Origin of the sequence: Colwellia sp. 1_MG-2023 (genome assembly GCF_030546755.1) — a bacterium.
Taxonomy (GTDB): Bacteria; Pseudomonadota; Gammaproteobacteria; order Enterobacterales; family Alteromonadaceae; genus Thalassotalea_H.
In genome coordinates, this window is sequence record NZ_JAUOPE010000014.1 from 80,125 (window position 1) to 95,381 (window position 15,257).

Annotated in this window: 16 protein-coding genes; 8 read left to right on the plus strand and 8 right to left on the minus strand. The window is 35.8% G+C overall.

Annotated features, from left to right (window positions below):
• The first annotated feature begins 231 nt into the window (after positions 1 to 231).
• The 8 genes from Q4493_RS14975 to Q4493_RS15010 all read left to right on the plus strand — a co-directional run bounded on the left by Q4493_RS14975 (position 232) and on the right by Q4493_RS15010 (position 9,320).
• Positions 232 to 2,508, plus strand: coding sequence for an ABC transporter substrate-binding protein (locus Q4493_RS14975; RefSeq protein ID WP_303454288.1), 2,277 nt, complete (start codon positions 232 to 234; stop codon positions 2,506 to 2,508).
• A gap of 113 nt (positions 2,509 to 2,621) precedes the next feature.
• The gene (locus Q4493_RS14980) at positions 2,622 to 3,233 is read left to right on the plus strand and encodes a fumarylacetoacetate hydrolase family protein (protein WP_303454291.1); all 612 of its coding nucleotides are present in this window, start codon (positions 2,622 to 2,624) and stop codon (positions 3,231 to 3,233) included.
• 97 nt (positions 3,234 to 3,330) lie between these two features.
• Positions 3,331 to 3,936 (plus strand): recombination mediator RecR, encoded by a 606-nt coding sequence (gene recR / locus Q4493_RS14985; protein WP_303454294.1) that lies wholly within the window; start codon positions 3,331 to 3,333, stop codon positions 3,934 to 3,936.
• 229 nt (positions 3,937 to 4,165) lie between these two features.
• Complete coding sequence (locus Q4493_RS14990) at positions 4,166 to 4,909, plus strand: ABC transporter substrate-binding protein (protein WP_303454297.1); 744 nt, start codon at positions 4,166 to 4,168, stop codon at positions 4,907 to 4,909.
• A 15-nt stretch (positions 4,910 to 4,924) separates the two neighbouring features.
• Positions 4,925 to 5,704: an ABC transporter substrate-binding protein gene (locus tag Q4493_RS14995; protein WP_303454299.1), complete on the plus strand. Its 780-nt coding sequence runs from the start codon at positions 4,925 to 4,927 to the stop codon at positions 5,702 to 5,704.
• Positions 5,705 to 5,842: 138 nt separating this feature from the next.
• Positions 5,843 to 7,804, plus strand: coding sequence for a molecular chaperone HtpG (gene htpG / locus Q4493_RS15000; RefSeq protein ID WP_303454301.1), 1,962 nt, complete (start codon positions 5,843 to 5,845; stop codon positions 7,802 to 7,804).
• 289 nt (positions 7,805 to 8,093) lie between these two features.
• Positions 8,094 to 8,738 carry an adenylate kinase gene (adk, locus tag Q4493_RS15005; RefSeq protein WP_303454303.1) on the plus strand — a complete coding sequence of 215 codons (645 nt, stop codon included), beginning with the start codon at positions 8,094 to 8,096 and terminating at the stop codon, positions 8,736 to 8,738.
• Positions 8,739 to 8,924: 186 nt separating this feature from the next.
• Positions 8,925 to 9,320 (plus strand): MAPEG family protein, encoded by a 396-nt coding sequence (locus tag Q4493_RS15010; protein ID WP_303454305.1) that lies wholly within the window; start codon positions 8,925 to 8,927, stop codon positions 9,318 to 9,320.
• A 56-nt stretch (positions 9,321 to 9,376) separates the two neighbouring features.
• On the opposite strand, the gene Q4493_RS15015 is transcribed toward Q4493_RS15010, so the two are convergent.
• The 8 genes from Q4493_RS15015 to hisB all read right to left on the minus strand — a co-directional run bounded on the left by Q4493_RS15015 (position 9,377) and on the right by hisB (position 15,255).
• Entirely contained in the window at positions 9,377 to 9,844 is a 468-nt protein-coding gene (locus Q4493_RS15015; RefSeq protein WP_303454306.1) for a GNAT family N-acetyltransferase, read from the minus strand.
• A gap of 78 nt (positions 9,845 to 9,922) precedes the next feature.
• Positions 9,923 to 10,225 carry a hypothetical protein gene (locus Q4493_RS15020; protein WP_303454309.1) on the minus strand — a complete coding sequence of 101 codons (303 nt, stop codon included), beginning with the start codon at positions 10,223 to 10,225 and terminating at the stop codon, positions 9,923 to 9,925.
• A gap of 173 nt (positions 10,226 to 10,398) precedes the next feature.
• Positions 10,399 to 11,277 carry a hypothetical protein gene (locus Q4493_RS15025; protein ID WP_303454312.1) on the minus strand — a complete coding sequence of 293 codons (879 nt, stop codon included), beginning with the start codon at positions 11,275 to 11,277 and terminating at the stop codon, positions 10,399 to 10,401.
• A 138-nt stretch (positions 11,278 to 11,415) separates the two neighbouring features.
• Positions 11,416 to 12,036 carry a bifunctional phosphoribosyl-AMP cyclohydrolase/phosphoribosyl-ATP diphosphatase HisIE gene (gene hisIE / locus Q4493_RS15030; RefSeq protein WP_303454315.1) on the minus strand — a complete coding sequence of 207 codons (621 nt, stop codon included), beginning with the start codon at positions 12,034 to 12,036 and terminating at the stop codon, positions 11,416 to 11,418.
• Positions 12,030 to 12,806 carry an imidazole glycerol phosphate synthase subunit HisF gene (gene hisF, locus Q4493_RS15035; RefSeq protein ID WP_303454318.1) on the minus strand — a complete coding sequence of 259 codons (777 nt, stop codon included), beginning with the start codon at positions 12,804 to 12,806 and terminating at the stop codon, positions 12,030 to 12,032. The genes hisIE and hisF overlap by 7 nt, the downstream gene beginning before the upstream one ends.
• Positions 12,788 to 13,525, minus strand: a complete 738-nt coding sequence (hisA, locus tag Q4493_RS15040) for a 1-(5-phosphoribosyl)-5-[(5-phosphoribosylamino)methylideneamino]imidazole-4-carboxamide isomerase (protein ID WP_303454320.1) — start codon at positions 13,523 to 13,525, stop codon at positions 12,788 to 12,790. The genes hisF and hisA overlap by 19 nt, the downstream gene beginning before the upstream one ends.
• A gap of 21 nt (positions 13,526 to 13,546) precedes the next feature.
• Positions 13,547 to 14,173, minus strand: a complete 627-nt coding sequence (hisH, locus tag Q4493_RS15045) for an imidazole glycerol phosphate synthase subunit HisH (RefSeq protein WP_303454323.1) — start codon at positions 14,171 to 14,173, stop codon at positions 13,547 to 13,549.
• Complete coding sequence (hisB, locus tag Q4493_RS15050) at positions 14,173 to 15,255, minus strand: bifunctional histidinol-phosphatase/imidazoleglycerol-phosphate dehydratase HisB (RefSeq protein ID WP_303454326.1); 1,083 nt, start codon at positions 15,253 to 15,255, stop codon at positions 14,173 to 14,175. Before hisB ends, hisH begins: the two co-directional genes overlap by 1 nt.
• Between the last annotated feature and the right edge of the window lie 2 nt (positions 15,256 to 15,257).

The window sequence follows — 15,257 nt, forward strand, 5'->3', positions numbered from 1 at the left end:
GTTGACACCTTTGAAATTTCATTGTTTTACTATGGTTGTTGTTAAGTTATAGTCAATCTGATTATCAGGCATTTATTGTTAGTCATTTATCGTAGCATTATTTGAAGTGGTATCATGTTCATTAATTATTAATTTGATAACATCTAATATGATAATAATTAATGAAAAATAGATAGTGTGCTCTATTATTAAATTATCATCATAATCAAAATAGATTGGTAAGTTGTATACATGTCAAAATGTTTAGTGTTTTTTTTACTGGTTTTTTCCTCATTAAAATCCCTTGCAAACGATCCCGTAGTATTGCAATTAAAATGGGAATATCAATTTCAGTTTGCTGGTTTTTATGCCGCCCTTGAGCAGGGATATTATCAGGAAGCAGGTTTTGATGTAGAGATTAGAGAGCATAATAAAAAAACATCACCTGTTGAAGAGGTGCTTTCGGGGCGTGCAACTTTTGGCATTTCAGATTCAAGTATTGTTTTACATCGAATGAAAGGTAACCCAGTGGTGGTGTTAGCGAGTATCTTTCAACACAGTCCATTAGTTATTTTGTCCTTATCATCCTCTGATATTCGATCGCCTGAAGATTTAATTAATAAACGAGTAATGTATCAAAAAGGCATTGATGATGCTCCTTTAACGGCTATGTTTTCAATGCTTGGAATTAGTAGCGAACAATTTACCCATGTGCCACATAGCTTTAAAAATGAAACTTTATTAGAAGGTAAAGTGGATGCATTATCTGTTTATTTAACTAATCAGCCGAAATGGTTTGCCGATAAAGGCATTAAAGTAAATATTATCGATCCCGTGAATTATGGCATTGATTTCTATGGCGATCTTTTATTTACCAGTGAGCAATATATTAAAAACTCTCCTGAAAAAGCATTAGCTTTTAAAGAAGCTAGTATTAAAGGCTGGCAATATGCGTTGAAAAATCAAGATGAAATCATTGCTCTTATTCAAAGTAAATATAATTTCCAACAAACGAATGATAAGTTGCAATATGAAGCCAGAAATACCGCTCGCATGATCAGCCCAGAGTTGATTCCTATAGGGACTATTTATCCTGAAAGATTTCAACGAATTGCTAATATTTACCGAACCTTAAAAATGGTGCCTCAAAACGCATCATCTGAAGGATTATTAATTGATGATTATTTGGCGAAGTCAGCTGAAGAAGAACGCCAGATATATTATTACTTATTATCTTTTATTGCCTTTTTATTTTGTTCTTTAGCTTTAGTATTGTTTTTTAATAAGCGTTTATTTAGCTTAGTAAAAAGTAAAACCCATGAGTTGAAACAGACGAATAATGATTTGGCGAAAAATATCGAAATGATCGCTTTACAAAATAAAGCGTTGCAAATCGAAAAATTAAATGCCGAGTCCGCCAATAAAGCAAAAAGTGACTTTCTGTCAAACATGAGCCATGAAATTCGAACACCGCTAAATGGTATTTATGGTTCATTACAATTGCTAAAACAGGAGAGCTTATCTGAAAAAGGCAAAGATCACGTTGAAAACGCTATTTCATCTGGTGAAAGTTTGCTTGTAGTGATTAATGATATTTTAGATTTTTCTAAAATTGAAGCAGGAAAGTTAGCATTAGACATAAAGCCCTTTGATTTTCCAAAGCTATTTGAAAAGACCATTCAAAATGTGCAAAACATACCACAAGATAAAGGCTTAAATTTTTTTTGGACGATAGAAAATATACATCCGTATTGGCTTGGAGATGACATAAGAATTAAGCAAATTTTAATTAATTTATTATCGAATGCATTTAAATTTACTGAGAAAGGTAATATTACCATTCATTGTCATGAGCAAATGGTGGAAAACACGGCAAACATTTGTATTGAAATAGCCGATACTGGCATAGGTATGACTGAAGAAAATCAAAAAACACTTTTCTCACGATTTGAACAACAAGACTCTTCTATCACCCGCAAGTTTGGTGGCACAGGGCTCGGACTTTCTATTGTTCAATCGTTGCTCCTGTTAATGGGTGGAACTATTCGCGTGCACAGTGAAATTGGCCTTGGAAGTACTTTTACGGTTTTATTACCATTGAAAAAAACAACAAGTGTTGCAAAAAATACCGTAGATTTAGAAACACCAACACTTATAAATAAAACTATTTTGATTGTTGAAGATAACCGGATCAATCAAACCATCATAAAAACAATGTTAGCCGCAACACACGCAAATCTTGTCGTTGCTAGTAATGGAGTCGAGGCAATAGCATCACATAAATCGTGTTCACCTGATTTAATATTTATGGATATTCAAATGCCGATACTTGATGGTATTAGTGCTTGTCAACAGATCAGAGAACAAGACAATTTAACGCCAATTATCGCTTTAACGGCAAATGTAATGACAACCGATGTTGAACTTTATTTACAAAAAGGATTTAATGCTTGGGTACCAAAACCCACCGAGCAAAATATGCTTTTTAAAGTACTAAATGAGTATTTAGTGACTGAACCAGTACTTTAATATTATAGGTGTGCTTTATTTTTTATTTCACTACCATACAGATTCCCAAACTAAATCAAACTAAATCAAACTAAATCAAACTAAATCAAATTAAATTAATGAAAGTAATACGCATGAAAAATATTTCACTCGAGAATGAATCTATCGTACCAAGTAAAATTGTTTGCATAGGACGTAATTATGTAGAACATATCGCTGAACTAGGCAATGAAATCCCTGATGAAATGGTTATTTTTTTAAAGCCGAATTCAGCAATTTCAACGACTTTAACAGCCTGTCACCAAGAGCCATTGCATTACGAGGCTGAAATTTGTTTTGTTTATCAACAGGGGCGTTTTTCCGCAGTTGGAGTAGGGTTAGATCTGACAAAAAGAGCCTTGCAAAGTCAATTAAAAGCTAAAAAGTTACCATGGGAACGAGCTAAAGCTTTTGATGGTTCGGCAGTATTTAGTGAATTTATTGCCATAGAAAATATAGCGTCGACGATGTGCGTACAACTTAAAATCAATAACCAGATAATACAACAAGGTGGTGTGGAATTGATGATGTACAAACCCGATGAAATTTTAGCAGAAATTCAAACGTTTATGACTTTGCAGGATGGTGATGTTGTGATGACAGGAACACCAAAAGGCGTTGGCGTTATTCATAAAGGAGATATGTTTGAAGCGAGTATATTAATTGAAGATAACATATTAGTTTCGAAGAAGTGGTTGGCACATTAAATTTTTCTTTAAAGGCCAATTCAGCATTTAAAATGATTAATATTATTGTGAAACTCAGTTAGACTATCGGCTTTTCTACCAAGCGTTGTTGAGATTTATGAAATTTAGTCCTTTGGTACAAGAGCTTATCCATTCTTTTAAATGTTTGCCTGGTGTTGGTGCTAAGTCGGCACAACGAATGGCGTTTCATTTATTAGAAAGAAATCGAATTGGTGGTAAAAAACTAGCAGAATCTTTAGCTTCAGCTATGGATAATATAGGCCATTGCCAACAATGTCGAACCTTTACCGAAGCGGATTTTTGTGAGATTTGTTTAAGCCCAAAAAGAAAAATTAGTGAACAACTCTGTATCGTGGAAACACCTGCTGATGTTATTGCCATAGAACAAACCGGAGAGTTTCAAGGGTTATATTTTATTCTCATGGGACATTTATCGCCATTAGATGGTATAGGTCCTGATGATTTGGGGCTTGATATTTTAGAGTCTCAGCTTGCTAAAAATCAATTCAAAGAAGTTATTTTAGCGACAAATCCTACGGTAGAGGGCGAGGCGACGGCACATTATATTGCTGAATTGTCTAAAAAATACCAAGTAGCCATCTCTCGAATCGCCCACGGTGTTCCTGTTGGCGGTGAATTAGAGTTTGTTGATGGCAACACGCTTTCACATGCGCTTTCTGGACGTAAAAACTACCATTTTTAATATAACGCCTGCATTGTTTAACAAACGATGATTGAAAGTGTTAAGTAAGTGATTATTTTTGACGTTTTCGGACTTTTTCCAAGATATTTGTTTATTGAACTTTTTCTTTCAGCTCTGTTACTCTATTATTTAATATAAAGATTCATCGAAAATATTGTCTATGGTTTTAAAGCGTTACCTTTTATTGCTATTTTTCGTTATTTCCTCTAGCCAAGCTTGTGAAGTTGTTATGGGCTATCGCACTTCTGAACGTTTACCTTTTATTGCTGAAGCACCAAGCCATGAAGGGCTTTATTATGCTTTATATAGCAAAGCATTAGCTAATATTGGCTGTCAGCTTAAAGTAATTCGGGCACCTAAAAAGCGTGTTTTACATATGTTGAAATCTGGTGAAATTGATTTTTATCCAGGATTAGGTTACTCGGATGAAAGAGAAGAGTACCTTCATTTTATTGATAGCGGTTTGAAAAGTCGATCTGCGATAATTTCTCATGTTGATACGAAACCTGTTAAGTCGTTAGCAGAAATGAAAGGAAAAACCTTACTCATTGCTCATGGAGCTAAGCCTATTGATGGTGAAAAATACGGTGTATTCATGCGCTCTGGTTACGATTTATCATTAGCACAAGTTGTAGATTTAATTAGTAAAAAACAAGTCGACTTTTATTTTTATAATGAAGATAACATTAATTATTTTTTAGCTCAAAATCCGAACGAGAATATAAAAGTTTATAGTATCAATGAAAATCCCACGGTTTTGCATCTTGGTTTTTCAAGAAAATCTCAATTTGCTTTGGAGGAATACAATACTGCATTTGATCCGCTATCTGATAAATCTTTAGTTAATAGGGAATATGTTTTAACGACAAACAACAAAGCTTATCAATTTCAACAATCGCTGATCGAATTAAAAAATCAAGGAGTGACTAACAAGCTTGTAAGAGAGTTTTTTTATCAACAACACATACACTAATGCTAAAGGAACACAGTGCCAATAAATATGAATAATAACCCTTTACAAAAGTGCTTTAAAATCATTGTTGGGCTTTGTTTTATGCTGTGTGTTCAAGGCAGCATAGCAAAAGGTGATGCCACACAAGTAAAAGATGCTGAATTTAAACTCTCTGTTGTGACAGAAACTTGGTTTCCCTTTAATTATTTCGATAAAAATAACGAAATTGTTGGTACCTCTACTGAGTTAGTCAAAGCTATTTTAGCTGATGCTAATATTCCTTACGAAATAAACCTTTATCCTTGGCAACGTGCTTTTTCTTACGCAAGAACCCACAAAAACACCTTAATTTACTCTATTTTTCGCACGCCAATTCGAGAAAATTTATTTCATTGGATTTGCCCAATAGGCAAAAGCACAATTCATTCTGTGTATAAGTTGGCAAATCGAGAAGATATAAAAATAAATTCAGCCAGTGATCTGGCAAATTATTCGATTAACTTAACCAGAGGGACTTTTCCTCATGAGTTTTTCATTAGTAAAGGGATGAAAGAAGGGGTAAATCTTCAATTAACTGCAACCAATGATTCGAATATATTAATGCTACTTAAAAATAGAGTAGATCTGATTGTTGAAGCTGAAATGGCTATTTTTCAAATGATAAATGAACTTGATTTACCTAAAGACGCCGTAGAAAAAGTGTATACTTTTGATGAAATGAATCAAGCGCCAATATGTATGGCATTAAGTAAAGATACGCCTGAATATATTGTTGAGAAAATTAGACAGTCCCATAAAGCTTTGTATCCTCATTAATTTTAAATAATTCCTTAAATAGCAAAAATTTTTCCTTGAAATAACTTTCCTAAACCCCACATGTTAACTATCAACGCGTTTATTAACTTATTCGCGCTAACCAATCGTTTAAAATAGTTAATGTAGGAAGTTTTACATATGTCAGACACAGACCAAAAAGAAGTTCATGGTTTTCAAACTGAAGTGAAGCAATTGCTTCAATTGATGATCCACTCGTTATATTCAAATAAAGAAATTTTCTTACGAGAATTAGTGTCAAATGCTGCTGATGCTGCTGATAAACTTCGTTTTAAAGCGTTATCTCAAGCGGATTTATATGAAGGTGATGGTGACTTACGCGTTCGTGTTAGTTGTGATAAAGAAAATAATACTATTACCATTTCTGATAACGGTATTGGTATGACTCAAGAGCAAATCATTGAGCACTTAGGCACGATTGCTAAATCAGGTACCGCTGAGTTTTTCTCACAACTTTCTGGCGACCAAGCGTCTGACTCTCAGCTGATTGGGCAATTCGGTGTTGGTTTTTACTCGGCATTTATTGTTGCAGATCATGTCACAGTTCGTTCTCGTGCTGCTGGTGTACCTGCCAATGAAGGTGTTGAGTGGACAAGTGCGGGTGAAGGTGAGTTTACAACCGCTAAAATAGAAAAAGCGAACCGCGGTACCGACATTATTCTTCACTTAAAAGAAGAAGAGTCAGAATATGCGGATGACTGGCGTTTAAAATCTATTGTGACAAAATACTCTGATCATATTTCAGTGAAAGTAGAAATGCTAACACCTGAAGTTCCTGCTGTTGAAGCGGTTGCAGAAGTAAAAGATGACGAAGGCAATGTAACAACACCTGCTGTTGAAGCTCGTGAAGCTATTCCGGCAACGTGGGAAGCAGTTAACAAAGCAACAGCATTATGGACGCGTGAAAAGTCAGAAGTATCTGATGATGAATATAAAGAGTTTTACAAGCATGTTTCTCATGATTTTGGTGACCCACTTTTATGGGAGCACAACAAAGTCGAAGGGAAAACTGAATATACGTCTTTGCTTTATATTCCAAGTAAAGCGCCATTTGATATGCACAACCGTGAAAAACAGCACGGCTTAAAATTATTTGTTCAACGTGTTTTTATTATGGATGACGCTGAACAGTTTATGCCAACGTACCTACGTTTTGTAAAAGGGTTATTAGACTCAAATGATTTACCGTTAAACGTTTCTCGTGAAATTTTACAAGACAACAAAATTACTCAAGCTATTCGTAAAGGCTGTACTAAGCGTGTGCTTAAAATGCTTGAAAAGCTTGGTAATAAAGATAAAGAGCAATATCAAATTTTCTGGAATGAATTCGGTCAAGTATTAAAAGAAGGTCCTGCTGAAGATCACGCTAATAAAGAGCAAGTGGCTAAATTATTACGTTTTGCTTCTACAGAAACTGACACCGCCGTACAAAATGTTTCAATTCCTGAATACATTGAACGCATGAAAGAAGGCCAGGATAAAATTTATTATGTAGTTGCTGATAGCTTTGAAGCGGCGAAAAACAGCCCGCATTTAGAAGTTTTCCGCAAGAAAGGCATTGAAGTGTTATTAATGTCTGACCGTATCGATGAATGGTTAGTGAGTCATTTAACAGAGGTTGATGGCAAGCAATTGCAATCAGTTACTCGTGGCGGTTTAGATTTAGGTGAAATGGAAGATGAAGCGACAAAAGAAGCACAAGAAAAACTTGAGCAAGAGTTTGATTCAGTGGTTTCTCGCATTAAAACATCGTTAGAAGGCAAAGTAAAAGACGTTAAATTGTCACAACGTTTAACCGACTCGCCTGCTTGTATTGTTGCTGATGAGCATGATATGAGTAGCCAAATGATTAAATTAATGCAATCGGTAGGTCAGGAAGTACCAGAAACATTACCTATTTTTGAAATCAATGCTGAGCATGAATTAGTAAAACATGTTGCTGATGAAACAGATGATGAAAAATTCAAGCAATGGACAGAAGTATTATTTGAACAAGCCATGTTAGCTGAGCGCGGTAGCTTAAAAGATCCTGCTAGCTTCGTTTCTCGTTTAAATAAATTAATGTTGAGCTTAACTAAGTAAATCACCTATTGGATCCATTTAAATTGTTGAAACGTTTAAATGGAAAAATCAAACAAATGTTTGATTAGACTTTAGTAGAAAAAAGGGGCTTTTTTGCCCCTTTTTTGTTGTATACCTTGAAATGCTACTTGTTAGACAACAAGTGAATATGTATAGTGTGGCAACTTTAAAAAAAGAATAAAGCATACTGATTTGGCTGTTAAATTATTAGGTAAATACATGAGTATTTTCTTCATAATAAGTAGTTTTACAGCCAAATAAGTATATTAAACATATAGGGCAACATTCTATGCGAATAATTTTGTTAGGTGCTCCGGGCGCTGGTAAAGGTACTCAAGCACAATTTTTAATGGCTAAATTTGGTATTCCACAAATTTCAACTGGCGATATGCTTCGTGCTGCTATTAAAGCGGGTACTGAACTTGGTCAAAAAGCGAAAGCTGTGATGGATGCGGGTCAATTAGTTTCTGACGAATTAATTATCGGGTTAGTGAAAGAACGTATTGCAGAAGATGATTGTAAAGCAGGATTTTTATTAGACGGTTTTCCTCGTACGATCCCTCAAGCGGATGCGATGAAAGAAAATGGCGTTGCCGTTGATAGCGTTATTGAGTTTGATGTACCTGATGAAGTTATCGTAGAGCGTATGGCAGGACGTCGTGTTCATGCTGGCTCTGGTCGTGTTTATCACATTGTTTATAATCCACCTAAAGAAGAAGGTAAGGATGATGAAACTGGCGAAGAGTTATCTATTCGTCCAGATGATGAAGAAGCAACGGTACGTAAGCGTTTAGGTATTTACCACGAACAAACTAAACCTTTGGTTGATTATTATCAAGCAGAAGCATCATCAGGTGCTTGCTCATATTTAACGATTGATGGAACACAACCCGTTGAAGAAGTGAGTGCGCTTTTAGCAAAAGAATTAGCTTAATTGTTTGAAAAGCTGCTAATCTAATTTTGTAAAGCCAGTAATGATTATTACTGGCTTTTTTAATGCTCAAACGAAAATACTATTGAAATACATTTTGTCATTAATTTTCACATTTAATTACTTATTAATCAGGGTAATTTAAGTAAACTAGTGCTATTACTTTCTTTTTAAATTTATGGATAACTTATGCTAAATCTTACAATAACAGGACTTTATCTTTCATTATTAGGCTTGCTTTATATCGTATTAGCGGTGCGAATTATTAAACTTCGCTATCGATTTAAAACTGGCATAGGGGATGGAGGGCATGAGCCTCTAGCACAAGCAATTAGAGTACATGGCAATTTTGCCGAATACACGCCAATAGTGATTTTATTACTGGCTTGTGCTGAAATAAACGGTAGTGCTCAATTGTTATTACATGCCGTGGGCGCCGCATTTTTTATTGGCAGAATTTTGCATAGTATTGGCATCACTCACTCAACAGGCCCTAGTAAATTTAGGCAATTAGGTATGTTGACGAGTTTCCTCGCGATAATAATATTGGCGATTGAAAATATTAGATTTTTCATCACGCTCTAATAAGAACTGATAACTCCCGACATTTTAGTATTTACTCGTTGATTCTTAAGTAAATACTAAGGTGTTTTTATCATTGATATGTGTGGAATACCATCTTCTAAATACATCTCAGAGCAGCTGATAAACCCATGACGGTTATAAAATTGTGCTAAGTGTTCTTGCGCTGATATTTTAATTAATTGTTTAGGGAAGATCATAGAGCACACCTCTAAAGATTTTTGAATCAATTGATGGGCAATTCCTTGACCTCTTGCTTGCTCTGCAACAATAACACGACCTATTGCAGGCGATGTTTGATAACAAACCCCTTGCGCTAAAATTCGAGAATAGGCAATCATTTCATTTTTATCATTATACAAAAAGATATGTCGAGTCTCTGGGTGTCGGTCGAGATCATCAAGATCTGGGTAAAAGCAGGTTTGTTCTACGACAAATACATCGATACGTAATTTTAATGCATCATATAATTCATCAAGAGATAATTGTTTAAAGGTTTTAACTTGCCAAGAGTTTTGTATAGACATAAAAAAACATGATCAAATAAAATCATTTGACCATGTTTGATGTGTTTTGTATAGACGATTAAGCTTGAAAGTGAAGCGCTATGCTGCGTTGTGTAAAACTTGCAAATAGCCTTGATAGCTTTTTTTATCTAAATAATTCAATATTTCTTGTTTATATTCATTAATATCTAGTTGAGGAAATTCGATATAAAATGTTTGTTGAACGTCTTTAGGATCAAGAAATAATATGTAACCGAGTGGTAAATACTTAGGATTAAAATCTTTTGTATACACAATTGTTCTAATCTCAGACGCACTATAAAAGTCACGCTTACCAAACTTTCTTTCTAAATAAGGTAGTAATTTTGTACCGTATTTTTTAATGGACCAATATTTAAACATTGCTATTCCTTAGCCGTTAATAAGTTCCGTAAATAGTAGGGCGCGTATATTACATTTTTGTTAATGAAAGTTCAATTATATTTGATAAAAATGTGACATTTTGAAGTAAGAATAAGGGAGATTTATTTAAACGAGTACAGAGAAAAACTTTCTCGTTTAAGGCTAGAAGGGAGTTATTTATTTAAAATATGGATTATATTTTTATCAACAAAGAAACCTGCTTGTTGATACGCGCGGCTGATACGTTTTTCTTTTCTTAGTACTTTTAAGCCGATATCGATAGCCTTGGTTGCTTCAGCGCCTAGTGGGTGCTTTTTGCTAATCACATAGTGTCGACTATCTTTTAATTCAATGCCAATATCTTTAACCGGCACTAAATGAATTTTATCCATGGTAAAGGATTTATCTGCTGTTGAATGAAATGCCATTAGCATAAAATCTATCCAACCTAAGTTCACCATTCTTGCCTGACTAAGCCATTCATCTTCACGTATTAAGTCTTTTAAGGGTAATGCTTGTAGAGTTTTCCAATCAGTTGCCCATCTTGGCGTGGATACGGCTGTAAATTGAGATAAATCTTCGAGTGATTTGATTGCCAGCACCGCTTTATTTTTTGGATTGGTATAGATGCCCGCAATATATTCACCTTTGTTAATTAAGGGCAGTGAGATATAAACCTCGTGGGCTAATTTTTCTGCATCAGATAACCAGTAAGAGTCAAAGCTGATCAGTAATTTTCCTTCTTCGAGAAGCTTGGTATTTCGAAAATTTAATTTGCCTGGAACGTATTCAAAAGTGTGCTCGAAACCGCCGATTTTCAGAGCTTGTTGTGCAATTATCATGTCAACGACATCACGACGAATTGTTTTACCTGAAAAGTTCTTAATCGATAAGATATCTCTACCCTCGACAAACTTTTCATAATCGTAATAGACATCATCTCGGATGAAAATAGTCACTTTTTCAGCATGACTTGCATAAGAGAAAAATAGACTTTGCAGCACAAAGAAAGGAATAAAAAAACACAATTTATAGGTGAAGATTTTTAACATTAAATAGCCTAAATTAATGCGTTATATGTAAGGTAAATATTAATAGATTGATATCAGTATAGCCTTGCAAAAAAATAAAGGCATCTCCTATTCTTTAGAAGATGCCTTTGAGTAATAGTTTTACATGTAAGCGCGGGATTATTTTTGATGTCTTTTTTGCAACACTTCCATCACTTCTGCCATATCAATGTTTTGATCTTGCAGTAGAACTAAAGTGTGATAAAACAAATCAGCACATTCGCCAAGTAAGTCTTCTTTGGTTTCAGCGACAGCAGCAAGGGCAACTTCAACGCCTTCTTCTCCTACTTTTTGTGCCATTTTAGTGGTGCCACGAGAGAAAAGGTGTGCAGTATAGCTGTCTTCTGGAGCATCGTTTTTACGGCTTTTTATCACTTCTTCAAGTTGACTTAAAAAGTTTTGTTGTGTGAGTGATTGCTCTGGAAAACATGACTCTGTACCTAAATGGCAGCTTGGCCCGATAGGCTCACAAGCAATTAGTAAACTATCTTTATCGCAATCAGCAAGCACTTGTTTAACGTTAAGGTAATGACCTGACGTCTCGCCTTTCACCCATAAGTTTTGTTTTGAACGACTATAAAACGTCGCTTTTTCTGTGCTTAATGTTTGTGCTAATGACGCTTGGTTCATGTAACCTTGCATTAAAATAGCACCGGTTTTGTGATGCTGAATAATAGCAGGGATCAGGTTTTCCATTTTTTCCCATGCTAATGTTTGAAGGTTTTCTTGAGTTACTAACATAGTCTAATTGCTACCTGATTCTGATTTAACGTTTGTTTTAAAATGTCCATAGGAATAATACCTTTATGAAAGACACTTGCCGCTAAGGCACCATCAACATCGGCTTGTTGAAAAACATCGATAAAATGTTGTATTTCGCCAGCACCGCCTGATGCAATTAATGGCACATTACATACTTCACGTGCTTTGGTTAATTGCTCAAGGTCGTAACCTTGTCTGACACCGTCTTGATTCATACAGTTTAAAACAATTTCACCTGCGCCGCGCGTTTGAACTTCTTTGATCCAATCAAAGGTGGTCCATTTGGTTTGCTGTGTTTTATGCTCATCACCGGTAAATTGATACACTTGATAAACATTAGTTTCTTTATCGTAAAAGCTATCAATGCCAACCACGATACATTGTTGTCCAAAGACATCTGCCAAGCGTGAAATCAGTGATGGATCACGAAGGGCAGGAGAGTTAATTGATATTTTATCAGCGCCCATCATTAATATTTCTTTGGCATCTTGCTCGGTTTTAATACCGCCGGCGACACAAAAGGGAATATCAATCACTTCTGCAATTCTACTGACCCAACTTTTATCTACAACACGGGCATCCGAACTTGCCGTAATATCGTAAAAAACTAATTCATCTGCACCTGCTTCAGCATACTTTTGTGCAAGTGGCACGATATCGCCAATGATTTCATGGTTACGAAATTGTACCCCTTTTACTACTTTTCCGTCTCGTACATCAAGACAAGGTATTATGCGTTTGGCCAACATGCGATTGCCTCCTCAAGGGTAAATTTACCTTCAAGTAATGAACGACCTAAAATTACGCCGCTTACTCCTGTGGGAATTAATGCTTTTATATCGTCTAAGCTGCCAATGCCACCGGAAGCTTGCCATTGTATATCAGGGTAGTTTTTACAAACTTCATAATACAAATCGACATTTGTGCCGGTTAATGTTCCGTCTTTACTGATATCAGTACACAGTACATGTTTAATACCGGCATCTTGATATTGTGCTAATAAGTCTTCTAAATTAACCCCGCTGTCTTCTATCCAGCCATGAGTAGGCAAGGTTTTATTTCCTTGTTCATCAATTTTTATATCAAGTGCCAAGACGATTTTGTCGCTGCCATAAGTTTTTAGCCATTCACTAACTAAGTCAGGCTGTTTTATCGCTAAACTACCGATCACCACGCGATCGGCGCCTAAATCAAGAAGCTGTTTTACATCGTCTTCACAACGAACACCGCCGCCCACTTGAATGGTCATACTTGGATGCTTTACCACCGTTTTTAAAGTGTCAAGTTGACGTTTTGTACTGTCTTTTGCGCCGTCTAAATCAACAAAATGCATGACTGTAGCGCCAGAATTCGCGTAGGTTTGTTGACGTTCTTGCACAGTATATTGGTAATTGGTTTTTTGAGCGTAATCACCTTGAAATAAACGAACTACGTCGCCGTTTATCAGATCAATTGCTGGGATCATCATAATGTTATATCTCTTAATAATTTATTTCAGGGCTAAAAAATTTTTGATTATTTTACTGCCTAACTCACTTGAACGTTCAGGGTGAAATTGGCAACCAATAAAATTATCTTTGGCGATAGCGGCAGAAAACTCTGAACCATAATGACAACTTGCGACGGTAAATTCGCTTATTGGCGCAGCAAAACTATGAACAAAATAAAAATAATCGCCGACATTGATCCCCGCAAAAACGGGATGATCGCTCACCGAAGTTAAGGTATTCCAACCCATATGAGGCAAACGTAATGATTGTGCATCAAGTGGTTTTACTTCGGTTGGTATTAACTTTAAGCATTCTACTGTTTCGCCGTTACTGTTTTCTGACGATGATTGGGTCATCAATTGCATGCCTAAGCAAAAGCCTAAAACAGGCTGAGTTAATTGCTGGAGCGTTTCAACTAAGCCTTTTTTGACGATGTTTTCCATGGCGTGTTTAGCACTACCTACACCAGGGAAAATCACTTTGTCAGCCTGTTTAATTAATGAAACATCGTCGGTAATTGTTGTTTGATAACCTAAACGTTCAACGGCAAATTTAACCGATGAAAGGTTGGCACATCCAGTATCAACAATTACGATATTTTGTTGTGTTATAGCAGCACTCGCCATTAAAGCGTTCCTTTTGAGCTAGGCAAAACGTCACCACTTACCGTGATAGCTTGACGTAAAGCACGACCAAATACTTTGAATAAACTTTCAACCTGGTGATGACAATTACCTTCTGTGGTTGATAAATGTAATGTTATCGCCATTGAATCAGCTAATGAACGGAAAAAGTGAGACACCATTTGCGTTGACATTTGACCGACATTTTTATCGGTGAAATTCGCGTCAAATTCAAGCCATGGACGACCAGATAAATCAATAGAACATTCTGCTCGGCATTCATCCATAGGTAAAACAAAACCAAAACGGCCAATGCCACGTTTATCGCCAAGTGCTTCTTTTAATGCTTGGCCAAGCGCTAATGCGGTGTCTTCAACACTGTGATGTTCATCAATGTGATAGTCGCCATCAACACTGATCTCCATTGAAAAGCCACCGTGTGTCGCGATTTGTTCAAGCATGTGATCAAAAAATCCCAAACCAGTTTTAATGTTTACTGCACCAACTTTATCTAAATTAACGGCAACATTAATGTCGGTTTCTTTTGTGGTTCTAACAATATTTGCCGTACGAGATTGGGTTAATAATTGCTCTGCGATATCATCCCAATTGAGCGAGTCACGATTATACTTGATGCCTTGAATGCCCATATTGGCAGCAAGTTGCATGTCGGTATCTCGGTCGCCTATGACAAATGAATTGGCAAAATTTACTTTTCCTTGTTGTAAATAATCACTCACCAAGCCTAACTTAGGTTTGCGACAGCTACAGTTATCTTCATCAAAATGAGGACAAAGTAATACTTCGTCAAATTGCACGCCTTGTGAAGAAAAAATATCCATCATTTTATCATGAGGTAAATCAAAATCAGCTTGTGGGTAGCTGTCTGTTCCTAAACCATCTTGGTTAGAAACCATGACTAAACGATAGCCTTTTTTTTGTAATGATAATAAAACGGGCACCACGTTAGGTTCAAAAACTAATTTTTCAAGAGTATCGACTTGTTTATCTGTGATCGGCTCTTCTATTAACGTACCGTCTCGATCGATAAATAATATATTTTGGTTTTTAGCATTCAGTGCCATGA

Coding starts and splice junctions, on each gene's coding strand:
- hisH (WP_303454323.1), bottom strand. CDS start 14,173: ATGGCGAGTGCTGCTATAACACAACAAAATATCGTAATTGTTGATACT.
- Q4493_RS15015 (WP_303454306.1), bottom strand. CDS start 9,844: ATGTCTATACAAAACTCTTGGCAAGTTAAAACCTTTAAACAATTATCT.
- hisB (WP_303454326.1), bottom strand. CDS start 15,255: ATGGCACTGAATGCTAAAAACCAAAATATATTATTTATCGATCGAGAC.
- Q4493_RS15020 (WP_303454309.1), bottom strand. CDS start 10,225: ATGTTTAAATATTGGTCCATTAAAAAATACGGTACAAAATTACTACCT.
- recR (WP_303454294.1), top strand. CDS start 3,331: ATGAAATTTAGTCCTTTGGTACAAGAGCTTATCCATTCTTTTAAATGT.
- hisIE (WP_303454315.1), bottom strand. CDS start 12,036: ATGTTAGTAACTCAAGAAAACCTTCAAACATTAGCATGGGAAAAAATG.
- Q4493_RS14975 (WP_303454288.1), top strand. CDS start 232: ATGTCAAAATGTTTAGTGTTTTTTTTACTGGTTTTTTCCTCATTAAAA.
- adk (WP_303454303.1), top strand. CDS start 8,094: ATGCGAATAATTTTGTTAGGTGCTCCGGGCGCTGGTAAAGGTACTCAA.
- htpG (WP_303454301.1), top strand. CDS start 5,843: ATGTCAGACACAGACCAAAAAGAAGTTCATGGTTTTCAAACTGAAGTG.
- Q4493_RS14980 (WP_303454291.1), top strand. CDS start 2,622: ATGAAAAATATTTCACTCGAGAATGAATCTATCGTACCAAGTAAAATT.
- Q4493_RS14990 (WP_303454297.1), top strand. CDS start 4,166: ATGGGCTATCGCACTTCTGAACGTTTACCTTTTATTGCTGAAGCACCA.
- hisF (WP_303454318.1), bottom strand. CDS start 12,806: ATGTTGGCCAAACGCATAATACCTTGTCTTGATGTACGAGACGGAAAA.
- hisA (WP_303454320.1), bottom strand. CDS start 13,525: ATGATGATCCCAGCAATTGATCTGATAAACGGCGACGTAGTTCGTTTA.
- Q4493_RS15010 (WP_303454305.1), top strand. CDS start 8,925: ATGCTAAATCTTACAATAACAGGACTTTATCTTTCATTATTAGGCTTG.
- Q4493_RS15025 (WP_303454312.1), bottom strand. CDS start 11,277: ATGTTAAAAATCTTCACCTATAAATTGTGTTTTTTTATTCCTTTCTTT.